General features: G+C 66.7%; 23 protein-coding genes and 2 tRNA genes. 19 read left to right on the forward strand and 6 right to left on the reverse strand.

The genetic code is table 11. The features are described 5' to 3' along the window. The first annotated feature begins 90 nt into the window (after positions 1 to 90). Positions 91 to 163, forward strand: a tRNA-Ala gene (locus CKJ84_RS07060). Positions 164 to 188: 25 nt separating this feature from the next. After that, positions 189 to 261 (forward strand) — tRNA-Ala (locus CKJ84_RS07065). A gap of 178 nt (positions 262 to 439) precedes the next feature. Here the strand turns inward: CKJ84_RS07065 and CKJ84_RS07070 are convergent. Continuing rightward, the gene (locus CKJ84_RS07070; protein WP_143340332.1) at positions 440 to 1,123 is read right to left on the reverse strand and encodes a hypothetical protein; all 684 of its coding nucleotides are present in this window, start codon (positions 1,121 to 1,123) and stop codon (positions 440 to 442) included. Positions 1,124 to 1,185: 62 nt separating this feature from the next. Between CKJ84_RS07070 and CKJ84_RS07075 the strand changes: the two genes are divergently transcribed. Next, positions 1,186 to 1,665, forward strand: a complete 480-nt coding sequence (locus tag CKJ84_RS07075; protein ID WP_095546455.1) for a methylated-DNA--[protein]-cysteine S-methyltransferase — start codon at positions 1,186 to 1,188, stop codon at positions 1,663 to 1,665. After that, on the forward strand, positions 1,658 to 2,422 hold the full coding sequence (locus CKJ84_RS07080; protein ID WP_095546456.1) for a fructosamine kinase family protein: 765 nt from the start codon (positions 1,658 to 1,660) through the stop codon (positions 2,420 to 2,422). The genes CKJ84_RS07075 and CKJ84_RS07080 overlap by 8 nt, the downstream gene beginning before the upstream one ends. Here CKJ84_RS07080 and nadE read toward each other — a convergent pair. Next, positions 2,419 to 3,264, reverse strand: a complete 846-nt coding sequence (gene nadE / locus CKJ84_RS07085; protein WP_095275359.1) for an ammonia-dependent NAD(+) synthetase — start codon at positions 3,262 to 3,264, stop codon at positions 2,419 to 2,421. The two genes, CKJ84_RS07080 and nadE, sit on opposite strands and share 4 nt — an antisense overlap. A 26-nt stretch (positions 3,265 to 3,290) precedes the next feature. Between nadE and CKJ84_RS07090 the strand changes: the two genes are divergently transcribed. The 5 genes from CKJ84_RS07090 to nrdE all read left to right on the forward strand — a co-directional run bounded on the left by CKJ84_RS07090 (position 3,291) and on the right by nrdE (position 8,322). Continuing rightward, entirely contained in the window at positions 3,291 to 4,667 is a 1,377-nt protein-coding gene (locus CKJ84_RS07090) for a sugar porter family MFS transporter (protein ID WP_095546457.1), read from the forward strand. 107 nt (positions 4,668 to 4,774) lie between these two features. Continuing rightward, on the forward strand, positions 4,775 to 4,897 hold the full coding sequence (ykgO, locus tag CKJ84_RS07095; RefSeq protein ID WP_005511141.1) for a type B 50S ribosomal protein L36: 123 nt from the start codon (positions 4,775 to 4,777) through the stop codon (positions 4,895 to 4,897). Positions 4,898 to 5,208: 311 nt separating this feature from the next. Beyond that, complete coding sequence (gene nrdH / locus CKJ84_RS07100; RefSeq protein ID WP_095275361.1) at positions 5,209 to 5,439, forward strand: glutaredoxin-like protein NrdH; 231 nt, start codon at positions 5,209 to 5,211, stop codon at positions 5,437 to 5,439. Between the two features lie 81 nt (positions 5,440 to 5,520). Beyond that, positions 5,521 to 6,060 carry a class Ib ribonucleoside-diphosphate reductase assembly flavoprotein NrdI gene (gene nrdI / locus CKJ84_RS07105; RefSeq protein WP_095546458.1) on the forward strand — a complete coding sequence of 180 codons (540 nt, stop codon included), beginning with the start codon at positions 5,521 to 5,523 and terminating at the stop codon, positions 6,058 to 6,060. An 81-nt stretch (positions 6,061 to 6,141) separates the two neighbouring features. Then, positions 6,142 to 8,322, forward strand: coding sequence for a class 1b ribonucleoside-diphosphate reductase subunit alpha (gene nrdE / locus CKJ84_RS07110; RefSeq protein ID WP_369801171.1), 2,181 nt, complete (start codon positions 6,142 to 6,144; stop codon positions 8,320 to 8,322). An 88-nt stretch (positions 8,323 to 8,410) separates the two neighbouring features. Here the strand turns inward: nrdE and CKJ84_RS07115 are convergent, their stop codons facing one another. Next, on the reverse strand, positions 8,411 to 9,124 hold the full coding sequence (locus CKJ84_RS07115) for a FadR/GntR family transcriptional regulator (protein WP_095275363.1): 714 nt from the start codon (positions 9,122 to 9,124) through the stop codon (positions 8,411 to 8,413). A gap of 127 nt (positions 9,125 to 9,251) precedes the next feature. On the opposite strand from CKJ84_RS07115, the gene nrdF reads away from it, so the two are divergent. From nrdF to CKJ84_RS07135, 4 genes are all read left to right on the forward strand, one after another. After that, complete coding sequence (gene nrdF / locus CKJ84_RS07120) at positions 9,252 to 10,241, forward strand: class 1b ribonucleoside-diphosphate reductase subunit beta (RefSeq protein ID WP_095275364.1); 990 nt, start codon at positions 9,252 to 9,254, stop codon at positions 10,239 to 10,241. 356 nt (positions 10,242 to 10,597) lie between these two features. Then, positions 10,598 to 12,355 carry a cytochrome c oxidase subunit I gene (ctaD, locus tag CKJ84_RS07125; RefSeq protein ID WP_095275365.1) on the forward strand — a complete coding sequence of 586 codons (1,758 nt, stop codon included), beginning with the start codon at positions 10,598 to 10,600 and terminating at the stop codon, positions 12,353 to 12,355. 80 nt (positions 12,356 to 12,435) lie between these two features. Beyond that, on the forward strand, positions 12,436 to 13,695 hold the full coding sequence (gene serB / locus CKJ84_RS07130) for a phosphoserine phosphatase SerB (protein ID WP_095546612.1): 1,260 nt from the start codon (positions 12,436 to 12,438) through the stop codon (positions 13,693 to 13,695). Next, positions 13,692 to 14,429: an aminoacyl-tRNA hydrolase gene (locus CKJ84_RS07135; RefSeq protein ID WP_233125576.1), complete on the forward strand. Its 738-nt coding sequence runs from the start codon at positions 13,692 to 13,694 to the stop codon at positions 14,427 to 14,429. Before serB ends, CKJ84_RS07135 begins: the two co-directional genes overlap by 4 nt. On the opposite strand, the gene CKJ84_RS07140 is transcribed toward CKJ84_RS07135, so the two are convergent. The 3 genes from CKJ84_RS07140 to CKJ84_RS07150 all read right to left on the reverse strand — a co-directional run bounded on the left by CKJ84_RS07140 (position 14,407) and on the right by CKJ84_RS07150 (position 18,364). Further along, positions 14,407 to 16,395 carry an ATP-dependent DNA helicase gene (locus CKJ84_RS07140; protein ID WP_304441712.1) on the reverse strand — a complete coding sequence of 663 codons (1,989 nt, stop codon included), beginning with the start codon at positions 16,393 to 16,395 and terminating at the stop codon, positions 14,407 to 14,409. The two genes, CKJ84_RS07135 and CKJ84_RS07140, sit on opposite strands and share 23 nt — an antisense overlap. A gap of 26 nt (positions 16,396 to 16,421) precedes the next feature. After that, the gene (locus CKJ84_RS07145; protein ID WP_095546459.1) at positions 16,422 to 17,762 is read right to left on the reverse strand and encodes a nicotinate phosphoribosyltransferase; all 1,341 of its coding nucleotides are present in this window, start codon (positions 17,760 to 17,762) and stop codon (positions 16,422 to 16,424) included. A gap of 65 nt (positions 17,763 to 17,827) precedes the next feature. Continuing rightward, positions 17,828 to 18,364, reverse strand: a complete 537-nt coding sequence (locus CKJ84_RS07150; RefSeq protein ID WP_095537386.1) for a CAP domain-containing protein — start codon at positions 18,362 to 18,364, stop codon at positions 17,828 to 17,830. A gap of 168 nt (positions 18,365 to 18,532) precedes the next feature. Between CKJ84_RS07150 and clpS the strand changes: the two genes are divergently transcribed. The 6 genes from clpS (at position 18,533) to CKJ84_RS07180 (ending at position 22,951) form a co-directional block, all read left to right on the forward strand. Then, positions 18,533 to 18,832, forward strand: coding sequence for an ATP-dependent Clp protease adapter ClpS (gene clpS / locus CKJ84_RS07155; protein WP_173783196.1), 300 nt, complete (start codon positions 18,533 to 18,535; stop codon positions 18,830 to 18,832). A gap of 4 nt (positions 18,833 to 18,836) precedes the next feature. Next, on the forward strand, positions 18,837 to 19,376 hold the full coding sequence (locus CKJ84_RS07160; protein ID WP_095535355.1) for a DUF2017 domain-containing protein: 540 nt from the start codon (positions 18,837 to 18,839) through the stop codon (positions 19,374 to 19,376). A gap of 170 nt (positions 19,377 to 19,546) precedes the next feature. Beyond that, a complete protein-coding gene (locus CKJ84_RS07165) occupies positions 19,547 to 20,392 on the forward strand; it encodes a P1 family peptidase (RefSeq protein WP_369801172.1) in 846 nt (281 codons plus the stop codon). A 45-nt stretch (positions 20,393 to 20,437) separates the two neighbouring features. Continuing rightward, positions 20,438 to 21,238 carry a rhomboid family intramembrane serine protease gene (locus CKJ84_RS07170; protein ID WP_095546460.1) on the forward strand — a complete coding sequence of 267 codons (801 nt, stop codon included), beginning with the start codon at positions 20,438 to 20,440 and terminating at the stop codon, positions 21,236 to 21,238. A gap of 30 nt (positions 21,239 to 21,268) precedes the next feature. Further along, the gene (gene murI / locus CKJ84_RS07175; protein ID WP_095546461.1) at positions 21,269 to 22,132 is read left to right on the forward strand and encodes a glutamate racemase; all 864 of its coding nucleotides are present in this window, start codon (positions 21,269 to 21,271) and stop codon (positions 22,130 to 22,132) included. 54 nt (positions 22,133 to 22,186) lie between these two features. Further along, positions 22,187 to 22,951 carry an MBL fold metallo-hydrolase gene (locus CKJ84_RS07180; RefSeq protein WP_095546462.1) on the forward strand — a complete coding sequence of 255 codons (765 nt, stop codon included), beginning with the start codon at positions 22,187 to 22,189 and terminating at the stop codon, positions 22,949 to 22,951. Positions 22,952 to 22,956 lie beyond the last annotated feature (5 nt).

The raw sequence follows: 22,956 nt of genomic DNA on the forward strand, positions 1-22,956 counted from the left end.
CCGCAGGCGATTTGGTTCGCCAGCGGGCGCGCGTGTATATTGAGCAAAGTGCTTCGGGCCGGTCGCTGCCGGTCCATGCAATCCCAAACTGGGGCTATGGCGCAGTTGGTAGCGCACCACACTGGCAGTGTGGGGGTCACGGGTTCGAATCCCGTTAGCTCCACTCCTACAATTACATATTCACCTACGGGGCTATGGCGCAGTTGGTAGCGCACCACACTGGCAGTGTGGGGGTCACGGGTTCGAATCCCGTTAGCTCCACTTTGGCACGCTGCCCGGCTGACTCAGTGAGTTGGCCGGGCAGTTTTTCGTTGGCGCGGGGCGGAACGTGCCTGGCTCTGGCCGTGGTTGGCGGCGAGGTGCGGCCTGTTTGACGAGGACCGGATGACGAAGATGCGGGGGTGGGCGCAGCCCGGCGTAATCCCCACTGCCGGGCTGCCTACTGCGCAGCCTGGCGCATGCCCTCGAAGTAGGCGCTGCCGTCGGCCCCGGTGTAGCAAGCGCTCGAGTCCACCGGCCAGAGGCTGCGCGCCTGCTCGCACGTCCACTCGGAGGCGTAGGGGCCCATGGTGGCCCACTCCATGCTCGGCCCGCCCTGCTGCGGCGCGGGCTGGGCAGGAGCCTGCTGGGCAGGAGCCTGCTCCGCTGGCGCCTCCTGCTGTGGCGCTTCTTGTACCGGCGCGGGTGCCGGCTCCGGTTCGGGCGCCTGCTGCTGGTTGAGCGCTTCCGCTGCGGCTGCCTCGGACGCTGCCGCCGCTGAATGCTCGGCCTCTTCGCGCGCCTGCGCGGAGCGGGACGCCTCTGCGGCTGCAGACTCGGAAGCTGCCGCTGCCGCGCTCGATTCGGACGCCGCTTGCTCCGCGGCTTCCTTATCCATTCGATCGCGTGCTGCGTCGAGCTCTTCCTGGTCAATAACGCCGTCGCCGTTCGCGTCGTCAGCATCCACCAGCTTGTGGCTCAAGTCGCGCATGTCGGATTCGCAGCCGGCGTCGCCGTCGCACACGGTGGCGTCGATAGGCGGGTTTGTCCCCGCGATCGTCTCGGAAGAGGAATCGCTGCACCCCACGAGCGCCGCGGCTGATGCAACGAGGAGAAGAGTAATGCTTGCAAGTTTCTTGTGCATAGCTTGGAGTTTATCGAATGCGCCCCCGGCGAGCAGGCCGTTTGCAGGCTACGGTGGGGCCCATGGACACGCTGCAGTTCCACCAGATCGATTCCCCACTTGGCCGCCTGGGCCTCGTCGTGACACCGAAGGGGTTGGCCAAGGTCCTCTTCGAGTGCGACGACATCGACGCCGAGCGCGACCGCGCCGACCGCCCCGCCGAAGTGCCGCTGGCCGCCCAACAGCTCACGGAGTACTTCGAGGGCCACCGCACGAGCTTCACGCTCCCGCTGGACTTCCGTTTTGCGTCGGGGTTTCGCACCGAGGTCCTCCGCGAGCTCGCCCGCGTCCCCTTCGGCGCCACCACCACCTACAAGCAGCTCGCCGAGCAGGTGGGAAACCCCAACGCCGTGCGCGCGGTCGGCGGCGCCTGCGCGCACAACCCGCTGCCCATCGTCGTGCCCTGTCATCGGGTGCTGCGCGCGGACGGCGGTCTCGGCGGATACCGTGGCGGCACCGACGCGAAACGTTACCTGCTGGACAAGGAGGGCATTGATGTGTAAGGGCTTTACCAAGCACGGCAGCGCCCCGGGGTCCGCCGCCTCCGAGGCGGCGGGGCTTCGCTGGCTGCGCGAGGGGTCGCAGGCCGTGGTCGAGGTCTTTTCGCTTCACGACGCCACGAACACTCTCACCATCGAATCCGTCGAGCCCGCACGCCCAACTCGAGACGCCGCGCTCCGCGCCGGCCGCGAGTTGGCTGCGATCCACGCCGCGGGTGCCCCGGCGTTCGGCGCCCCGCCGACCGGGTGGGAGGGGCCGAACTTCATCGGGCGCCTTGAGCAGGACTGCGTGCCGGCGGACCGCTGGGCCGAGTTTTACGTCAACCAACGCGTGCTGCCGTTCGCGCGCTCGGCGCATGCCGTGGGCAACCTGGACGCGCACGAGCTCGTCGAGGTTGAGCGTGCCTGCGACGCGCTCCTGGCCGAGGACGAGGACGCCCCGCTCGCGCGCATCCACGGCGACCTGTGGGCGGGCAACCTCCTGTTTAGCCCGGAGGGGCCGAGGTTCATCGACCCGGCCGCCCACGGCGGGCACCCGTTGACGGACATCGCCATGCTGGAGCTCTTCGGTGCTCCGTACTTCGACGCGATCGTGGACGGGTACCTCGGCGCGGGCGGCACGCTTGGGCCAGGCTGGCGCGCCCGCATCCCGGTTCATCAGCTGCACCCGCTCGCGGTCCACGCCACCACCCACGGCCCGAGCTACGCCTCGGCGCTGGTCCGCGCCGCGCGCGACGTCGTCTCCGGGCTGAGCAGCTAGCGCCACCAGTTCTCGGTCGGCCCCGGCGGCAGGTGGCGCTTGTGTTGGCCGACGCGCCAGAGGTGTTCCAGGCGCGCTGCGGTGTCGGCGGGCACTTGCTTGCCTTCCAGGTAATCGTCGATAAGCGAATAGCTCACGCCGAGCGCCTCCTCATCGGGCAGCGCCGGGCGATCCTCCTCCAGGTCCGCGGTGGGCACCTTCTCCCACAGGCGCGGGGTGGCGCCGAGGTGCTGGAGCAGCGCGGCGCCCTGGCGCTTGTTCAGGCCGGCGAGCGGGAGGAGGTCGGCCGCGCCGTCGCCGAACTTGGTGAAGAAGCCGGTGATGTTCTCCGCCGCGTGGTCGGTGCCAATGACCAGGAAGCCGCGCTCGCCAGCGATGGCGTACTGGGCCACCATGCGCAGCCGGGCTTTTACGTTGCCCTTGTTGAAGTCGCCGAGGCCGTCCACCCCAATGGCGGAGGCGACCTGCGCGTTGAGCGCGTCGGTGGCGGGCTTGATGTCCACGGTGACGGTCTCGTCGGGGCGGATGAACTGGAGCGCGAGCTGCGCGTCGTCCTCGTCGGCCTGCACGCCGTGCGGGAGGCGGACCGCGACGAACGTGGTCTCGGCGCCCTCGGCGCGACGCCGCTCCACCGCGAGCTGGGCGAGCCTGCCCGCAAGGGTAGAATCCTGTCCGCCGGAGATGCCCAGCACGAAGCCGTTCGCGCCTGTGGCTGCGAGGTAGTCAACCAGGAAGTCAACGCGGCGCGACACCTCCTCCTCTGAATCGATCAAGGGGCGCACACCCAGGGCGTTTATGATGTCCTGCTGCAGGTTTTCGTCGTGTTCAGACATGACATCCATCGTAGCCGTCAGCCATATTGGGGGACATGGTTCACAACATTCGCGCACCACGTTACGTGCGCACCGTCGCCGCCACGGCCGCACTCGGCGGCCTCCTGTTCGGCTATGACACTGGTGTGATGAGCGGCGCGCTGCTCTTTATCACCCCTGAGTTTGGCATGTCTCCGGGGCAGGAGGGGCTGGTGACGTCCATGCTGCTCGTCGGCGCCGCGATTGGCGCCCTCGGCGGCGGCGCGGTTGCAGACGCGCTCGGCCGCCGCCGCACACTCATCGTCGGAGGCGCCCTCTTCGTCCTCGGCTCCGTCTGGTGCGCTCTGGCTGGCGGCGTCGGGGCCCTCGCGGCGGCGCGCACCTTTCTCGGGGTCGCGGTCGGCGGTGTCTCCATCGTCACGCCCATGTACATCGCGGAGATGTCGCCGGCGAAGGTCCGCGGCAAGCTCGTCTCACTGAACACACTCATGATCGTGGTCGGCCAGCTCCTCGCGTACCTGGTCAACTCGGTGCTCGCGCACACCGGCAGCTGGCAGTGGATGCTCGGCCTCGCCGCCGTCCCGGGCGCCGCGCTGGCGGTCGGCATGCTCCTGCTGCCGGAAACCCCGCTGTGGCAGGCGCGTCGCGGGGCACGTCGGCAGGCGGAGGTGACTGCGGCGCGCGTCGGCATGAGCTCGGATGAGCTCGAGGAGCTGTTGCTTGACGACGCCCAGACGCGCCAGGCCGCCAGCGCCGGGGAATGGCGCACCCTCCGCCGAACCCCTTGGCTGCGCTCCACAGTCCTCGTCGCCGCGCTGCTCGGTGTGACGCAGCAGGTCACCGGCGTCAACGCGATCGTCTACTTCGCGCCCACCATGATGGAGACCGTCGGTCTCTCCACCGAAAACGCCGTCTACACCTCCATCGTCATTGGACTGGTGTCCGTGGTCGCCTGCTGGGTTGGCTTGCAGGTGGTGGACCGGATCGGCCGCACGCGCCTGCTGCTCATCGGTCTGGCGGGCAACGTGGTCTTCCTCGTCGCGCTCGCTGTGATGTTCCGGGCCGCGGAGGGGAATGCGGCCCTGGCGTGGGTGGCGCTCGCCTGCATGGCGGGGTTCATCGCCTCGCAACAGGCCGCGGTCTCGCCGACGACGTGGCTGCTCATCTCCGAGCTCGTGCCCCCACAGGTCCGCGGCGTGGGGATGGGCCTGGCCGGGCTCGCGCTATGGGTGATGAATTGGGTGGTCGCCCAGTTCTTCCTCCCGCTTGTCGACGCCACCTCTGCCACCTTCACCTTCTGCCTCTTTGCGGTCTTCGGCGTGGTCGCCTCCGTCTTCGTGGCGCGCCGGGTCCCGGAGACGATGGGGCGCAGTCTTGACGACGTCGCCGCGGAGATGCGCCAGCGTTTTGGTGCTGGGCAGAAGAACGTGTAACCTTAATCGACGTGTCGCGACCCGGCACCGCGCAGCATGCTGGTAGCGTGCTGCGGCTGGGCATGAGGTCGCAGGTCAATGAAACCTCGAGAAGAAAGGAGCGCCCGATGAAGGTCCGCAAGTCGCTTCGGTCGCTGAAGAACAAGCCGGGCGCCCAGGTTGTACGCCGCCGCGGCAAGGTCTACGTGATCAACAAGAAGGAGCCGCGCTTCAAGGCTCGCCAGGGCTAGTTCACCGCCCGCCCAAACACCCCGCCACCAACCGGATTTCCGTCCGGCCGGTGGCGGGGTGTTGGCTTTTGTGAAATTAAATTGCACGGATGTAACCCGTTTGCTGGTGCGGGAGTGGTTATAGCGGACTACATGTGGGTAATTCCTGGGGCCTATCCTGGGAATACCAGCCCTGTAACTACTACATGTAGTATCACTTGCCAGAAATTGCCCCAAGGTATAGTGTTTCTTGGTGTTGCGCTGAGGTAGGAATCAGCGCCGAGGAAACCCCGTCATCTTCCCGTAAACGCGACAGAAAAGAGCTACAGGTTATGTCCATCACCGTGTACACGAAGCCCGCTTGCATGCAGTGCAAGGCAACCACCAAGGCCCTCGACAAGGCTGGCCTGGAGTACTCCCTCGTCGACATCTCGGTGGACGAGGAGGCTCGTGATTACGTCATGGCGCTCGGCTACCTGCAGGCACCCATCGTCGAGGTGGACGGTGAGCACTGGTCCGGCTTCCGCCCGGATCGCATCCGCGGCCTGAAGCCCGCCGCCTAAGCGGCTCCGCGCGAGCCACACGGCGCGCCCTAAGCGGAGCGCGCACCCCACCACCTGCACAATTCAACACCTGGAGTGAGCATGCTTGTCGTGTACTTTTCCTCGACGACGGAGAATACGAAACGTTTCGTGGAAAAGGTCGGGTTGCCCAGCGCGCGGATCCCGCTGCGCAGGGCGGAGGCGCCGCTCGAGGTGGACGAGCCCTTTGTGCTGGTGTGTCCGACGTACGGGGGAGGGGCGTCGATAAGCAATGCTCAATCACGGCCCGTGCCCAAGCAAGTCATCCGCTTCCTCAACAACCCGCGCAACCGGTCGCAGCTGCGCGGTGTGATCGCGGGTGGCAATTCGAACTTCGGCCCAGACTACTGCGTGGCCGGCGACATCATCGCGCGCAAGTGCAACGTGCCCTACCTCTACCGCTTCGAGCTGATGGGGACGTGGGACGACGTGGCGCACGTGCGCGGCGCGCTGATCCGCAACGCGGTGGCACTCGGGCTCGCGCCGTTGAGCGAAAGGCAACAGGCGGCGCTGCAGCCGCTTCCCGCGGATAATGGGGACCGGCTCGACGCGCTGCGCGCCAAGTACCAGGCGAAATACCGGCGCGATCCGCGCAGCGCCTAGTGCGCGCGCCCTGCGCCCGAGCGCAAGAAACCTCAAACTTGTAACCTAGAGACCCGACAAACGTGAATGAAAGGCTCTGCTGTGTCCACCTACGCTTCTGCTTCGGATAAGCACGGGAAAGTCGTCCCGGAACCGGTGAATACCACCGACCAGTTGGATTATCACGCGCTCAACGCGCTGCTGAACCTCTACGACGAGGACGGCCACATCCAGTTTGATAAGGACCGGGAAGCGGCCAATCAGTTCTTCCTCCAGCACGTGAACCAGAACACCGTGTACTTCCACGACCTGGAAGAGAAGATGAAGTACCTGGTGGACAACAAGTACTACGAGCCGCACGTCGTGGACGCCTACGACTGGGAATTTGTGAAGGAGACGTTCAAGCGCGCCTACGGTTTCAAGTTCCGCTTTAAGTCCTTCCTCGGCGCGTACAAGTACTACACCTCCTACACCCTGAAGACGTTTGACGGCCGCCGCTACCTCGAGCGCTTTGAGGATCGCGTGGCGATGACGGCGCTCTTCCTCGCCGACGGCAATGAGAAGCTCGCGTCCGCGCTCGTGGACGAGATCATGACCGGCCGCTTCCAGCCCGCCACCCCGACCTTCCTCAATGCCGGCAAGGCGCAGCGCGGCGAGCTCGTCTCCTGCTTCCTCCTGCGCATCGAGGACAACATGGAGTCCATCGGCCGCGCCATCAACTCCTCGCTGCAGCTGTCCAAGCGCGGCGGCGGCGTCGCCCTGCTGCTGAGCAACATCCGCGAGTCCGGCGCGCCCATCAAGCACATTGAGAACCAGTCTTCCGGCGTCATCCCCGTGATGAAGCTGCTGGAGGACTCCTTCTCCTACGCCAACCAGCTCGGCGCGCGCCAGGGCGCGGGCGCGGTGTACCTGAATGCGCACCACCCGGACATCATGAAGTTTCTGGACACCAAGCGCGAGAACGCGGACGAGAAGATCCGCATCAAGACCCTCTCGCTCGGCGTGGTCATCCCGGACATCACCTTCGAGCTGGCCAAGCGCAACGACGACATGTACCTGTTCAGCCCGTACGACGTCGAGCGTGTCTACGGCAAGCCCTTCGCCGACATCTCCGTGACCGAGAAGTACGAGGAAATGGTGGAGGACCCGCGCATCCGCAAGTCCAAGATCAACGCCCGCCAGTTCTTCCAGACGCTGGCGGAGATCCAGTTCGAGTCCGGCTACCCGTACATCATGTTCGAGGACACCGCGAACCGCGCGAACCCGGTGAAGACCGGCCGCATCAACATGTCCAACCTGTGCTCCGAGATCCTCCAGGTCAACTCCGCCTCCGAGCTCAATGAGGACCTGACCTACCAGGAGGTCGGCCACGACATTTCCTGCAACCTGGGCTCGCTGAACATCGCGATGACGATGGATTCGGACAACTTTGCCCGCACCATCGAGACCGCCATCCGCGGGCTGACCGCCGTGGCGGACAAGACGGCCATTAACTCCGTGCCGTCCGTGCGCGAGGGCAACGACGCCTCGCACGCCATCGGCCTGGGCCAGATGAACCTGCACGGCTACCTCGGCCGCGAGCACATCCACTACGGCTCCGAGGAGGCACTCGACTTCACCAACGCCTACTTCGCGGCCGTGATGTTCCAGGCCATCCGCGCGTCCCACAAGATCGCGGTGGGAAAGGGCCAGGCGTTCGCCGACTTTGACAAGTCCGAGTACGCTACCGGCGAATTCTTCGACCGCTACGACCCGGCCGACTTCCAGCCCAAGACCGACAAGGTCAAGGCGCTTTTCGACGCTTCCAACATCGCCGCACCAACCGCGGAGGAGTGGCAGCAGCTGAAGCAGGACGTGGCGCGCGACGGCATCTACAACCGCTACCTGCAGGCGGTGCCGCCGACCGGCTCCATCTCCTACATCAACAACTCCACCTCGTCGATCCACCCGATCGCCTCCAAGATTGAGATCCGCAAGGAAGGCAAGATCGGCCGCGTCTACTACCCGGCGCCGCACATGGACAACGACAACCTGGAGTACTTCGAGGACGCGTACGAGATCGGCTACAAGGCCATCGTGGACACCTACTCCGTGGCGACCCGCTACGTGGACCAGGGCCTGTCGCTGACCATGTTCTTCAAGGACACGGTCACCACCCGTGACCTGAACCGCGCGCAGATCTACGCCTGGACCAAGGGCATCAAGTCCCTGTACTACATCCGCCTGCGCCAGATGGCGCTGGAAGGCACCGAGGTCGAGGGCTGCGTGTCCTGCATGCTGTAGCCGGAAGCCTGGGTCTCAACCCGGAAAAGGGCCTGCACACCGAGAACGGAGTGCAGACCCTTTTCGCTGTACTTCCCTGCGAGACCGTCTAGATCGCCAGGAAGGTCTTGATCCCGGTGAGCAGGTCGCGGGAGGCGGCTTCGGAGGCGGAGGCGTCGCCGTCGTTAATTGCCTTTGCCAGGTCGACATGGATGCGCATCGCGGGCACTGAGGGATCGTCCGGCATGATGCCGTAGCGCGTGCGGCCTTCGAGCACGTGCATGATCGGTTCCGCGAGGGTGGAAAACATCTCGTTGCCCGACGCGTGCAGGATCAGCGTGTGGAACTCCTTGTCCGCGTCGAGGAACTCCTGCGTGTTGCCGGCGCCCGCCTCGGAAAGTTTGACCAGCAGCTCCGCGAGCTCGAGCAGGCGCGCCGACTGCGCGGGCGTTGCGTGGCTGGCGGCCAGCAGCGCGGCGACCGGCTCGACGGCGGTGCGCAGCTCGTTGAGCGACGTAATCTGCGCGGGGCGCTGCTCGGCGCACGAGAGGCGCCACTTGATCACGGACTGATCGAACACCGCCCAGTGCTCGGGCGGCAGTACCTTAATGCCCACGCGGCGTGACGAGGAGACGAGCCCCATCTGCTCGAGCGCGCGCATGACCTCGCGGGCGACGGTGCGAGAGATGCCAAACCTGGAGGACAAGTCCTGCAATGTAAAGGTGTATCCGGGTTCGAGGGCGCCGGAGATGATTTGCTCGCCGAGGGTGTCAAGGATCGACGTGAGCAGGGGCTCCGCCGAAGGTTCCTGGGGTGCGGCCATGGAATTCAACCTCATATGGTGGGAAAACGAGAAATAGAACTACCATTATCCTAGTCCTCAACGGGGGTAAACAAAATCGCGTGACGCGCGGTGCGGGGGAAGAAGACATTTGGTTAGGATGTGAGCCATGAGCGAGGAATATCAGGCATACCTGGATAGCCACCCGAACCCGATTAAGGCGATCAACTGGAATGAGATTCCGGATGATAAGGACCAGGAGGTGTGGGACCGCCTCACCGGTAATTTCTGGCTGCCGGAAAAGATTCCGGTGTCCAACGACATCCCGAGCTGGAACACGCTCAATGACGCGGAGCAGCTCGCCACTATGCGCGTGTTTGCGAACCTGACTCTGCTGGACACCATCCAGGGCACGGTCGGCGCGGTGTCGCTGATCCCGGATTCGCGCACGCTGCACGAGGAGGCCGTGTATACCAACATCGCCTTCATGGAGTCCGTGCACGCGAAGTCGTACAGCAATATCTATATGACGCTGGCGTCCACGCCGCAGATTAACGACGCCTTCCGTTGGACCGAGGAAAACGCCCAGGTGCAGCGCAAGGCGAAGATCGTCAAGTCCTACTACCGTGGCGACGACCCGCTGAAGAAGAAGATCGCCTCCGTGATGCTGGAGTCCTTCCTCTTCTACTCCGGGTTCTACCTGCCGCTGAACTGGTCGGTGCACTCCAAGCTGACCAACACTGCCGACATCATCCGCCTCATTATCCGTGATGAGGCCGTGCACGGCTACTACATCGGCTACAAGTACCAGGTCGCGCTGCGCGAGGAGTCCCCGGAGCGCCAGGAGGAGCTGAAGGAGTACACCTTCGATCTGCTCTACGACCTCTACGAGAACGAGCAGCAGTACACCGAGGACATCTACGACCCGCTCGGCTGGACCGAGGACGTCAAGCGCTTCCTGCGCTACAACGCCAACAAGGCGCTGAACAACCTCGGCTACGAGGGGCTCTTCCCGGCGGATGAGACCAAGGTGTCGCCGGCGATCCTCGCGTCGCTGTCGCCGAACGCGGATGAGAACCATGACTTCTTCTCCGGCTCCGGCTCGTCCTACGTCATCGGCAAGGCGGAGGACACCGCCGATGAGGATTGGGACTTTTAGGGGCACGCTTATCGACGACCACGTGAGCGTCGATAAGCCTCAACCTTTCGTTTGATATACAACGGGGGAACTTAACGCGGGGTTGACCACGAATGGGGTCAACCGGCAATCTGTCGAGGTGTTTGGGCGTGTCGCGCCCACCTCGGCGGGGGAGTGGGCGCGCACGCGGGGCAATCCCGGCGGATCGCGCGTGGTGCTTTCGGACCGACGCGCACGATGTGACGCAAGGGCCTATTGTTTAACCTGTAGCTGGCCTGGGAGGGCTGGCAATTTCATGAGCCGATCACATATGATGATTCGGTATCTAACAAGGCCTCGCCGCCATTGCGGTGGCGAGCCGAAGTCAGGAGGATCGAATGACCGCTGTGGCGCCAAGGCTGGACAATCATGTCCCGCCGACACGTCCGGAGCCGACGGGACACGCTCGCCGTGGCTCCAAAATCTACAAGCAGCTGACCACGACCGACCACAAAGAACTGGGCATCATGTACATCATCATGTCCTTCGTCTGGTTCTTCCTCGGCGGTTTCATGGCGCTGCTTATCCGTGCTGAGCTGTTCCACCCGGGCATGCAGTTCCTGTCCAACGAGCAGTTCAACCAGCTGTTCACCATGCACGGCACGGTGATGTTGCTGGCCTTTGGTACCCCAATCGTCTGGGGCTTTGCTAACTACATCCTGCCGCTGCAGATCGGCGCACCGGACGTGGCCTTCCCGCGCCTGAACGCCTTCGGTTTCTGGATTACCACCGTCGGCGTTGTCGCCATGCTCTCTGGCTTCATCACGCCGGGTGGCGCGGCCGACTTCGGCTGGACCATGTACATGCCGCTGGCTGACGCAGTCCACACCCCGTCCGTCTCCGCCAACCTCTGGATCGTCGGCGTGGGCGCAACCGGTGTTGGTACCGTCGCCTCCGCGATCAACATGCTCACCACCGTGCTGACCATGCGCGCACCGGGCATGACCATGTTCCGCCTGCCGGTCTTCACCTGGACCGTGTTCGTCACCTCCATCATCGTTCTGATGATCTTCCCGCTGCTGCTCGCCGCGGCACTGGGCGTGCTGTACGACCGCCTGCTCGGCGGCCACATCTACGACACCGCTAATGGCGGCTCCATCCTGTGGCAGCACCTGTTCTGGTTCTTCGGCCACCCCGAGGTGTACGTTCTGGCGCTGCCGTTCTTCGGCATCATCTCCGAGATCGTCCCGGTCTTCTCCCGTAAGCCGATCTTCGGTTACATCGGTCTCGTCTTCGCAACGCTGGCCATCGCGGGCCTGTCCATGGCCGTGTGGGCGCACCACATGTTCGCCACCGGCGCGATCCTGCTGCCGTTCTTCTCCTTCATGACCTTCCTCATCGCCGTGCCGACCGGCGTGAAGTTCTTCAACTGGGTCGGCACCATGTGGAACGGCCACATCACCTTCGAGTCCCCGATGATGTGGGCGATGGGCTTCCTGTTCACCTTCCTCTTCGGTGGCCTGACCGGCATCATGCTGGCGTCCCCGCCGCTGGACTTCCACCTGCACGACTCCTACTTCGTGGTCGCGCACTTCCACTACACCCTGTTCGGTACCGTGGTGTTCTCCGCAATCGCCGGCGTCCACTTCTGGTTCCCGAAGATGACGGGTCGCATGCTGGACGAGCGCCTGGCAAAGCTGTCCTTCTGGCTGGTCTTCATCGGCTTCAACATGACCTTCCTGGTCCAGCACTGGCTGGGCAACATGGGCATGCCGCGCCGCTACGCCGACTACCTGGACACCGACGGCTTCACTTTCCTGAACCAGGTCTCCACCGTCGGCGCCCTGATCCTGGGCATCGGTATGCTGCCGTTCATCTGGAACGTGTTCAAGTCCTGGCGCTACGGCGAGGTCGTCACGGTGGACGACCCGTGGGGCTACGGCAACTCCCTCGAGTGGGCAACCTCTTGCCCGCCGCCGCGCCACAACTTCACCGCGCTGCCGCGCATCCGCTCCGAGCGCCCGGCGTTCGAGCTGCACTACCCGCACATGGTGGAGACCCTGCGCCGCGAGGCGCACGCCGGCCACCACGCAGACGGCCCGGCAACCTGGAAGGGCGAGTCCGCAACCACCGGTTCTACCGCTGTGACCAAGTAATTCGCTTGGCGCGAACCCCCTGACAGTAATTACCCCTCACCGCCTCGGTGAGGGGTTTTGCTGTGCTATCGTCCTGGTTTGTGACCAACCAGCCAGCCTTCCAAGTCGAACTGCAACCGGGTCTCAAGCCCGCGGTGATTTCCACCTCGGGCCCGGACCGCCCCGGCGTTTCCGCCGAGTTTTTCACCGTCCTCGCTCGGCACGGGGTGCAGCTGCTCGACGTCTCCCAGACAGACTTCCGCGGACGCATGATGCTCGCGGCCCTGGTAGGCATGGATCCCCACTCGCTCACGCAGGTTGAGCGAGAGCTTCGCGACGGGCTGTGGGAGTACGGCCAGCGCGTGAACATCGAGACACACGCGGAAGCCCGCGCGGTGTCGCGCCCCCGCTCGACGCACGTGCTCGTGGCCCTGGGCAACCCGGTCAGCGCGGAGGCCATCTCTCGCCTCGGCGCGGAGCTCGCCGCCGTGGGTGCGAACATCGACGCCATCCGCGGCGTTGCCCAGTACCCGGTAACCGGGCTGGAATTCCGCATCACCATGCCGGACTACACACCTGGCGATGCCCAGGAGCTGCGCAAGCGTTTGGCCGAGCTCTCCGGCGAACTCGGCGTGGACGTGGCGATGGAGCACGCAGGCCTGCACCGGCGCGCGAAGCGCCTCGTCTGCTTCGACTGCGACTCAACGCTGATCACCGGCGAGGTGATCGAGATGCTCGCCGCCCACGCCGACCGCGAAGCGGAGGTGGCCGAGGTAACGGCGCGCGCGATGCGCGGCGAGCTGGACTTCGAGGAGTCGCTGCGCGAGCGCGTGAAGGCACTGGCTGGGCTCGACGCCTCCGTCATCGACCGTGTTGCCGCCGACATCGAGCTCACCCCGGGCGCCCGCACCACCATCCGCACGCTCAACTCGTTGGGCTACCGCACGGCGGTCGTCTCCGGCGGATTCATCCAGGTGCTCGAGGACCTCGCCGCGGACCTCGAGCTGGACTACGTGCGCGCCAACACGCTGGAGATTGAGGACGGCAAGCTCACCGGCCGGGTCATCGGCAAGGTGGTGGACCGCAAGGCCAAGGCGGACTTCCTCGCCGAGTTCGCCGCGGACTCCGGGCTGGCGCTTTCGCAGACGGTCGCGGTGGGCGACGGCGCCAACGACATCGACATGATCTCCCGAGCCGGCCTCGGCATTGCGTTCAACGCCAAGCCCGCCCTCAAGGAGGTCGCGGACGCGTCGGTGAACTTCCCGTTCTTGGACGAGGTCCTCTACATCCTGGGCATTCCCCGCGAGGAGATCGACTCCTCCGACGCGGCCGCGGGCATCGACACCAGGCGCCCGCTGTGACGGCGTCGGCGCACGGGTTGCTCGCGGCGTCGATAGGCGCAGGCTCCGGCGACCCCGACGACCCCGCGGCGGTGCAGGCGATGCAAATAGCCATCAATCTGCCGAAGCAGGACCCGCCCGCCCGCAACGCCATGCTTATCGACGCCGCACGTGCCGCCCTCCTCGTCTGCCTCGACGAGCGGGCCGAGCGCGACGGGTTTTGGCGCGAACGGCTCGAGGCGTGGTACTCCCGCAGGATCCGGAAGGTGGCGCGGCGCGCCCGCAACAAGGCGTGGGACGATGTCCAGGCGCTGCCCGGCGTGACCGTCGGCAGCGTGCGCGCGTTCGTGCCCTCCGCGGTGTCCGAGGTGCCGCGCGAGCTGGCGAAGCTGCAGGTCCGCGGCACGGACCTGCCGGCCGACGAGGGCCCGCTCCCGTTCGACCCGACCGCGCCGATGATCGTGGTGGACGCGTCCCTCGAGATGACGGCCGGGAAGGCGGCGGCGCAGGTGGGGCACGCGTCGATGCTGTACGCGGCAGCGCGTCCGGAGGGCGAGGTGCGCGAGTGGGCTGCCGCCGGGTGCCCGCTAAACGTGCGCGAGGTGCCTGCGGACGTGTTCGCCGCTTGCGCGGCGCACCCGGGCGCGGTGCCGGTGCGTGATGCGGGCTTTACCGAGGTCGCGCCCGGCTCGATGACGGTGCTCACGCTGCCGCCGGGCGCGTTCGACCCGGCTAGCGGGCGACCAGGCGCTTGAGCGCTCCGGTGACTACGTCGAGCCGGTCGGTCTGCCAGAAGGGCGGCAGCGAGCGCAGGAGGAATGCGCCGTAGCGCTTGGTGACTAAGCGGTTGTCCAGCACGGCGACGACGCCGCGGTCGTCCACCGAGCGCAGCAGGCGGCCGGCACCCTGCGCCATGAGGAGTGCCGCGTGGGTTGCGGAGACCTCCATGAACCCGGAGCGGCCGGCGGCGTCGGCGGCGTTGGCGCGCGCCTGGAGGAGCGGGTCGTCGGGGCGGGGGAAGGGGATGCGGTCAATGAGCACGAGCGAGAGGGAACTGCCGGGCACGTCCACGCCCTGCCAGAGCGACAGGGTGCCAAACAGACACGAGTTTTCCGCGTTGGCAAAGGCGGTCACGAGCGCGCCGGTGGAGTCCTCGCCCTGTAAGAAAATGTCAAAGGGGAGTCGCGCGCGCATCGCCTCCGCGGCCTGTTCGGCGGCGCGGCGCGAGGAGAACAGCCCGAGGGTGCGCCCGCCCGCGGCAGTGATGAGGGTGGCGATCTCGTCCAGAGTCTCGCGGCTCAGCCCGTCCCGGCCGGGGGCTGGGAGGTGGCGGGCGGTGTAGAGGATGCCGGCTTTCGCCGGGTCGAATGGGGTGCCCGCGTCCAGACTGTCCCAGGACCCGGACGGCAGGCCCCACGCGGCGGCCATCGCGTCGAAGTTGCCGCCGACCGTGAGCGTCGCGGAGGTGAGCACGACGGTTTGCTCGCCGAACAGGTTCTCGCGTAGCAGGGCCGCCACGGACAGGGGCGCGACGGCGACGGAATCTCCGAAGCGCTCGTTGCGGGTCAGCCACACCACGTCCGTGTGCTTGGCGGGGTCGTCCTCGTCAAACACACCCAGGATGCGTACGACCGCGTCGTGCAGGTCGCCGAGGTGGTTCTTCAGGTTCGTGCGCTCGGCAAACTTCTCCGGGTTGTTCTCCGATTCGCCCTCGGGGCTGTCCGCGATGCTGGTGCGGGTGGCCCAGAGCGCGTCGCGAAGCGCGGCGAACGCGCCGCGGGCCGGGTCGGAGATGCGCTCCCAGCGGCCGGGCTGCTCCAGGTCGATCACCGCGGTGAAGTCGTCCTTGACCTCCTCGAGCTTGTCACCGTCGCCGCCGATCTTGTCCGCGCGTCGCGCCGCGAGCGTGAGCGCTCGGGCGGAGATCTCGTTCGTGGCCACCGAGGTGATGCGCGCGTCCAGCTCGTGGGCCTCGTCGATGAGCACGGCCTCGTGCTCGGGCAGGATGTTGGAATCCGCGAGCGCGTCGATGGCCAGGAGCGCGTGGTTGGTCACCACGACGTCCACGTCGCGCGTCTTCTCTCGCGCGAGCTCGGCGAAGCACTCCTCGCCGTGCGGGCAGCGGGCGGCGCCAAGGCACTCGTTGGAGGTCACGGAGACCTGCCGCCACGCCAGGTCCGGCACGCCGGGGGAGAGGTCGTCGCGGTCGCCGGTCTCGGTCTCCTGCGCCCACTCGGCCACGCGCTTGACGTGGCGGCCGGTCCAGGAGAGCTCCGATTCGTCGATAAGCGATCCCTCTGGCTCGTCCTGCGCGAGCTTGTTCAGGCAGACGTAGTTGTTGCGGCCTTTTTGAATTGCAAAGGTGGGGCGGTGCGACAAGTGCGGCTCGAGCGCGTCCGCAAGGCGCGGCAGGTCGCGCTGCACCAGCTGGCGCTGCAGCGCGAGCGTGGCGGTGGAGACGACCACCGTGGTGTCGTTGGCCTGCGCGTAGCGCACCGCGGGCACGAGGTAGGCGAAGGACTTGCCGGTACCTGTGCCGGCCTGCACCGCGAGGTGGCGCTCCGTGTCCAGTGCGCGCGCCACGGCCTCAGCCATGCGTTGCTGCCCCTCGCGCGTTGCACCCCCAAGCTTATCGACGACAGCGCCCAACAATTCCAGCGTCTCCCCGCTCAGGGGAACGTCGCCGGTGGTGGTGCCTTCTTCTTCCTCGCGCGTGCTCACACCGTGAAAGTGTAGCGGGGTCGGTGTTAGTCCAGCGGGTCGGGGAAGCCGACGAATCGCGTCGGGATGGCGGCGTCGCCGCGCGAGAGCGCGAGGCCCTCCCACGGCAGGGTGCCGCGCGCCGCGTCGTGCAGGGTGCGGGCCTGCTCTAGGCTGCCGTGCTGCTCGTCGTACTCGGGGAGGCGCTTGCCGCCGCGCACCATTGGCACCACGATCTCGTGGTAATCCAGGTTGGGCTTGCGGGTGATCTCCGCGTCGAGCGGGTAGACGATCTCGGCGACAGCGACGCCTGACGCGCGGTAGCCGCGCAGCGCCGTCTTCGCGCCGCCGTAGGTCTGCTTGCCCGACGAGCGCTTCGCCACCGGGTGGCCCTCCACCTCGACGAGCTTGTACACGAGCCCGGCGGTGGGGGCGCCGGAGCCGGTGACCACGGAGGTGCCCACGCCGAACCCGTCGACCGGGTCGCCGCGCAGCCCGGCGATGGCGAACTCGTCGAGGTCGGAGGAGACGATGATGCGGGTGTTAAACGCGCCGGCCTTGTCCAGCTGTTGGCGCACGCGGCGCGACACGATGCCCAGATCGCCCGAGTCGATGCGCACCGCGCCGAGCTCCGTGCCCGCGACCTCGATGGCGTTGGCCACGCCCTTGGTGATGTCGAAGGTGTCCACCAACAGCGTGGTATCTACGCCCAGCTGGTCAATCTGCGCCTTGAACGCCGCCTTCTCGTCCGGCGTGCCGTCCTCGTCCACGTGCAGCAGCGTCCAGGAGTGCGCGGCGGTGCCTGACGGCGGGATGCCGTAGCGCAGCGACGCCTCCATATTGGAGGTGGCCTCGAACCCGGCGATGTAGGCGGCGCGGGCGGCGGTCACGGCGGACTGCTCGTGGGTGCGGCGCGAGCCCATCTCAATGATCGGGCGGCCGTCTGCCGCCGAGGCCATGCGGGAGGCGGCGGAGGCGACAGCGGAGTCCGAGTTCAGGATGGAGAGGATGACTGTTTCCAGGATGACGCACTCGGCGAAGGTGCCGCGCAGCGTCATGATGGGGGAGTAGGGGAAGTAGATGTCGCCTTCGCGGTAGCCGTCGATGTCGCCCGAGAACCGGTAGTTGGCCAGGTAGTCCTTGGCCTCGTCGGACAGGAAGTCGGCCGCGTCGATCTGGTCTTGCGTGAAGCGGAACTTTTCTACCGCGTCGATCACACGCGAGGTGCCGGCGACCACACCGTAGCGGCGCTCGCCGGGCAGGCGCCGGGTAAATACCTCGAACGCGCATTGGCGGTGTGCGGTGCCGTCCTTCAGTGCGGCGTCGAGCATGGTGAGCTCGTACATGTCGGTCAGAAACGCTGTAGAGTCCGGCGTGGAGTTCGTCATGGTCTTACAGACTACGCCCTGGTCGCGCGCGTCGCGTTTATTTGCGCGGAAGGGGCTCTTCGGGGCTATCCCGCAAACGCCACGACGACCCACACATCGCCGCGCCCGTAGGCCACGCCGATGCCCACGTCGCGGTGGCGATCATCCAGCAGCACCTCCATGTGCTCGGGCGAATGGGTGAACAGCTCGAAGAACTCGTAGCCGGAGGCCTGCTCTACCGGGAGGTGGGCGGAGACCTGCGCGGTCTTCTCGCCGGCATCCAACGGTGGCTGCTCACCGGTGACCGCGTTGCCCTCTGCTTGGGCTTGGGCGGTGCGCTGCAATTCGGGGTCGAGGCTGACTGGGGGCAGTGTGTCGTCGATACGCAACTGGGCGATGGCGGTGAAGAAGTCGGTGCGGATCTCCTCGAGCTGCTGCCCGGTGTCAAAGTCGGGATCGACGTAGCTGTCGCCGCGCCCGTCCGCGTGCGAGGAGCCGTCGGAGTGCTGCGCGCTGACCACGGTGAGGGCGACCGCGCTGACGATGCCGAGGACGGCAAGCACGGCACGCAGCAACTGCTCGGTGGAGACAGGCAGCTCCTGGAGGCTGGGGATGTTCCGCATGGGCCCTGATCCTAGCAACCTCCCGGGGCACACGTGCGGGAAACAACCGGTAGGCTGGTCCGCATGAATTGCGAATTCACGCGCCAGGACATGGGCCAGGACATGAGCCCGGACATGAGCCAGGACATGAGCCCGGAAGCGAGTTCAGCCGCGAGCCGAGTGCCGCAGATGAGCTCGCCGATGGCTACCCCGGACCTCGAGGAGGACCTGAAGGTTGAGGTCGCGGCCGGAGAGAACCTGCCATGGATGTGCATTGTGTGGGACGACCCGGTCAACCTGATGAGCTACGTCACCTACGTGTTCCAGACGGTGTTGGGCTACGACCGCAAGCGCGCGAATGAGCTGATGATGCAGGTACACACCGAGGGTAAGGCCGTGGTCTCCTCGGGTGAGAAGGACAAGGTCGAGGGCGACGTGAAGAAGCTGCACACCGCCGGCCTGTGGGCGACGATGCAGCAGGCGGGGTAGAGCTATGCAACCGTGGCGTAAGAAGAAAGGCCTGATGCGTTCAGGCGTGAAGTTCACTACCAAGTTCGATCCGTTGGAACGCGAGGTGATCGGCGACCTCACCGCGACCGTGTCGGAGGCGCTCATCTCGCGCGCGCAGTCCGCGCCGAAGGACGAGTTTGCAGAGATGGTCGGCATGTCCACGGGCCACACCGAGGCCCCGGAGGACCCGAAGCTGGCCCGCCTGCTGCCCGATTTCGAACGCGAGGGCGACGAGGAGTTCGACGGCGACAACGGCCTGCTCCGCAGCCTGCACGAGAACGACATCATCCGCGCGAAGCTGATGAACATGCAGGTGATCAATGACGTGCTGGGTCCCAACGGAGGCGTGGAGGTGAGCATCGACGAGCAGGAGGCCCACCAGTTCGTCGCCGCGCTCAATGACATGCGCCTCTACGTGTCCGCGGATGATCGCGGCGGAGAGGGCCAGGCACAGGATCGCGAGCGCCTCATGGAGTGGCTCGCGTTCTGCCAGGACTCCCTCGTCGACGTGCTCTGCGAGTAAACAGATGCTTGTCGACGCCACCGTGGCCCCAATCCTTCCCGCGGCCCATCTCTCCCTGGGCGACACCGGTGTGACCGCGTTCGTCGCCGCCGACCCGCGCGGGATGCGCGCCGCCGTCGACGTGCACGGCGGCGGCCGGCACCACGGTCGAGCGAGTCCACGCGATACTGTTGTGCGGCGGTTCGGCGTTCGGCCTGGCCGCCGCCGACGGCGCGATGCGCGAGCTGGAGTCGCGCGGGCGGGGGTTCCCAGTCTTCGGCGAGGGCGTGCCCGGCCCGCGCGTGCCCATCGTCCCCGCAGCCGTCATTTTCGACCTTGCCGTCGGTGATCCGTCGCACCGCCCAACTGCGAGTGACGGCGCCGCAGCCGTGGCGGCAGCGCTGGAGGACACCGCGGGCGAGCCGTTGGCGTCGGGCATTGTCGGAGCCGGCTGCGGCGCGACCGCCGGCGTCCTGCGCGGCGGGTTCGGCATCGCGTCCCGCGCGGTGGATCTTCCCGGGGCGCGCAGGAGCGCGACGGTGACCGCCGCGGTGGTGGCAAACCCGGTGGGCTCCGTGGTTGACCCCGCGACGGGGTTGCTGTTTGGCGATGCCTCGAAGCCCGCAGTGGACCTCGAGCGGTACCGCACCCTGCAGCGGCCCGCCCCTGGCAGCGGCGCGCCGGACCCGCGGCTGAACACCACCATCGGCGTGGTGGCCACCGACGAGGACCTCCCGGTGCCGCAGCTGCAGCGCCTGGCCATGACGGGGCACGACGGCATCGCCCGCGCGATCCGCCCCGCCCACTCGCCGCTGGACGGCGACACCCTCTTCGCCGTCTCCGTCCCGAAAGATGATGGTCAAGACGCGGGTGGGCAGGGCGACGCCGCGGAGCCGCTGGCACCGGAAGCGCTCGCGCACCTTTGCGGTGCCGCGGCGGACGCGGTGGAGGCAGCGATCGTGGACGCGGTGTGCAGTGCCACGGGCGGTTTCGGGGTGACGGCGTGGTCGGACGTGGTTGCTGGTGGGCGTCGATAAGCTTGCTCAGCGCGCCGGGGAGCGCCACGGCTACACTTATCAGCGATGACACACAATCCTTACGGAACCAGCGGCCCGACCCCACCCAACAACCCCTACCAGGGCGCTGGCTGGGGCTACGGCCAGACCCACCAGCCCGGCTACGGCAAGCCGTTCCAGCGGCCGTTTTCGCACCCTGAGACGCAGCTGCCCGCATTCCCGGACGGCGTGCAGCCGGAAGATAAACGGACCAAGCGTAAGAAGCAGCGGCGCACGGGGTTCACGTTTGCCATCGGCTACCTGGTGGTGATCTGGGCGGTGTTCCTGCTCAACGAGGGGCTGTTCGGAGGGCTCCTGCAGTACTGGGGCATCCACCCGCTCGACCTGGTGAGCATCTGGCACATTTTCACCGCCCCGCTGCTGCACGCCAACCTCGAGCACATCGTGGGTAACTCGGTCACCGGCGCGATTTTCGCGTTCCTCATCGGCTACTCGGGCAAGCGCGTCTTCTGGGAGGTCACGACGTTTGCCACGGTATTCAGCGGGCTGGGCACCTGGCTGTTCGGCGGGATTGGTACCAACCACCTCGGCGCCTCGGGCGTCATTTACGGCTGGCTGATCTACCTGCTGGTGCGCGGCATCTTCAACCGATCCGGGACGCAGATCGCGCTGGGCCTCGTGCTCGCGTTCTTCTACTCCGGGCTGATCCTGGGCGTGCTGCCGGGCACGCCCGGCGTGAGCTGGCAGGCACACCTCTTCGGCGCCATCGGCGGATTTTTCGCCGGCATGATCATCACCTCGGACGACCCGCCGGAGCTGGTGGCCAAGCGCGAGGCGAAGAAGGCTCGGAAACAGGCGGGCTACTAGCGCGGCGACACGGGTGGCACAATGGCACCCATGGAACAGCACAGTGGGAGTAGCAACGGAACCAGCGGGGGAAATACCGCCCCGATCGGCATCTTCGACTCAGGCGTGGGAGGGCTGACCGTCGCGCGCGCCGTGATGGATCAGCTGCCCGATGAAGCAATCATCTACATCGGCGATACGGGCCACAGTCCGTACGGTCCGCAGTCGATCGCAGACGTGCGCGCGCACGCGCAGCGCATCGGCGACCAGCTCGTAGACCAGGGCTGCAAGATGCTCGTCATTGCCTGCAACACCGCCACCGCCGCATTCCTGCACGATGCGCGCGAGCGGTACGACATCCCCGTCATCGAGGTCATCCAGCCCGCCGTGCGCCGCGCGATCGCGACGACCCGGAACAACAAGGTAGGCGTCATCGGCACCGCGGGCACCATCAAGTCGGGGGCGTACCAGGACCTCTTTTCGCTCAAGTCCGACCTGCAGGTCACCGCGGCGGCGTGCCCGGCCTTTGTGGAGTTTGTGGAGCGCGGTATTACCTCCGGCCGCCAGATCCTCGGCGTGGCGCAGGGGTACCTCGAACCGCTGCAGACCGCAGGCGTGGACACGCTGGTGCTGGGCTGCACGCACTACCCGCTGCTCTCGGGCGTGATTCAGCTGGCCATCGGCGAGCAGGTCACGCTTGTCTCTTCGGCGGAGGAGACGTCGAAGGACGTGCTGCGCGTGCTCACGGAGCGCGACATGCTCGCCCCGCCGCAGGCCGAGAGCGGCCGCGCGCCCGAGCGGGTGTTTGCATCGACGGGCGACCCGGCGGTGTTCGACCGGCTGGCCGCGCGCTTCCTGGGGCCGCAGGTGCGGGCAGTGGGGGAGCAAAACTTGGGGGCTGTGGGGCGTCGATAAGCAAAAATGCCCCGAAGTTTAGAATTCCCCGCAGATTCGTGGCACAGTAAGCGCATGAAGTTGACCATCCTCGGCTGCTCCGGGAGCCTGGCCGCGCCAGGCAACCCCGGCTCCTCCTACGTAGTGAGCGCGCCCGGGCACAGCGACATTCTGTTGGATTTCGGCCCCGGCGCCCTCGCTGCCATGCAGGAACACTTCGACCCGGCGGACGCGCACGTGTGCTTCAGCCACCTGCACGCGGACCACTGCTCCGACATCGCCTCGCTGCTGGTGTGGCGCCGCTACCACCCAGAAAAGCCGGCGGAGTCGCGCCACCGCATGTTCGGCCCGAGTTACACGCCGGAGCATGTCGGCCGGATGAGCGCGGACGGCCCGGACCAGATCGACGACATCGCAGACACCTTCGACTTCGCAGCGTGGCGCGCCGGGCAGGCCGAAACCCTTGGCGGGGTGACCGTGACACCGTTCGAGGTCGTGCACCCGGCTGCGGAGTCGCACGCGCTGCGCATCGAGGATGGCTCGCACGCAATCGCCTATTCCGGGGATAGCGCGTGGACGCCCGCGCTTATCGACGCCGCCCGCAACGCCGACCTCTTCCTCTGCGAAGCCGCCTGGGGCCCGACCTCGGAGGGGATGGCGCCGGGGATGCACCTTTCCGGCGCAGAGGCCGGTCGCATCGCCCGCGAGGCTGGGGTGAAGACGCTGGTGCTCGTGCACATCCAGCCGTGGACCAGCACGCAGGCCACGCTCGAGGCTGCGCGAGCCGAGTTTGATGGCGAGATCGTGGTTGGCTCCGCGGGGGACGTCTTCGAGCTGTAGGGCGC

The organism is Corynebacterium sp. NML 120412 (assembly GCF_002285155.1).
GTDB classification, from domain to species: domain Bacteria; phylum Actinomycetota; class Actinomycetes; order Mycobacteriales; family Mycobacteriaceae; genus Corynebacterium; species Corynebacterium gottingense.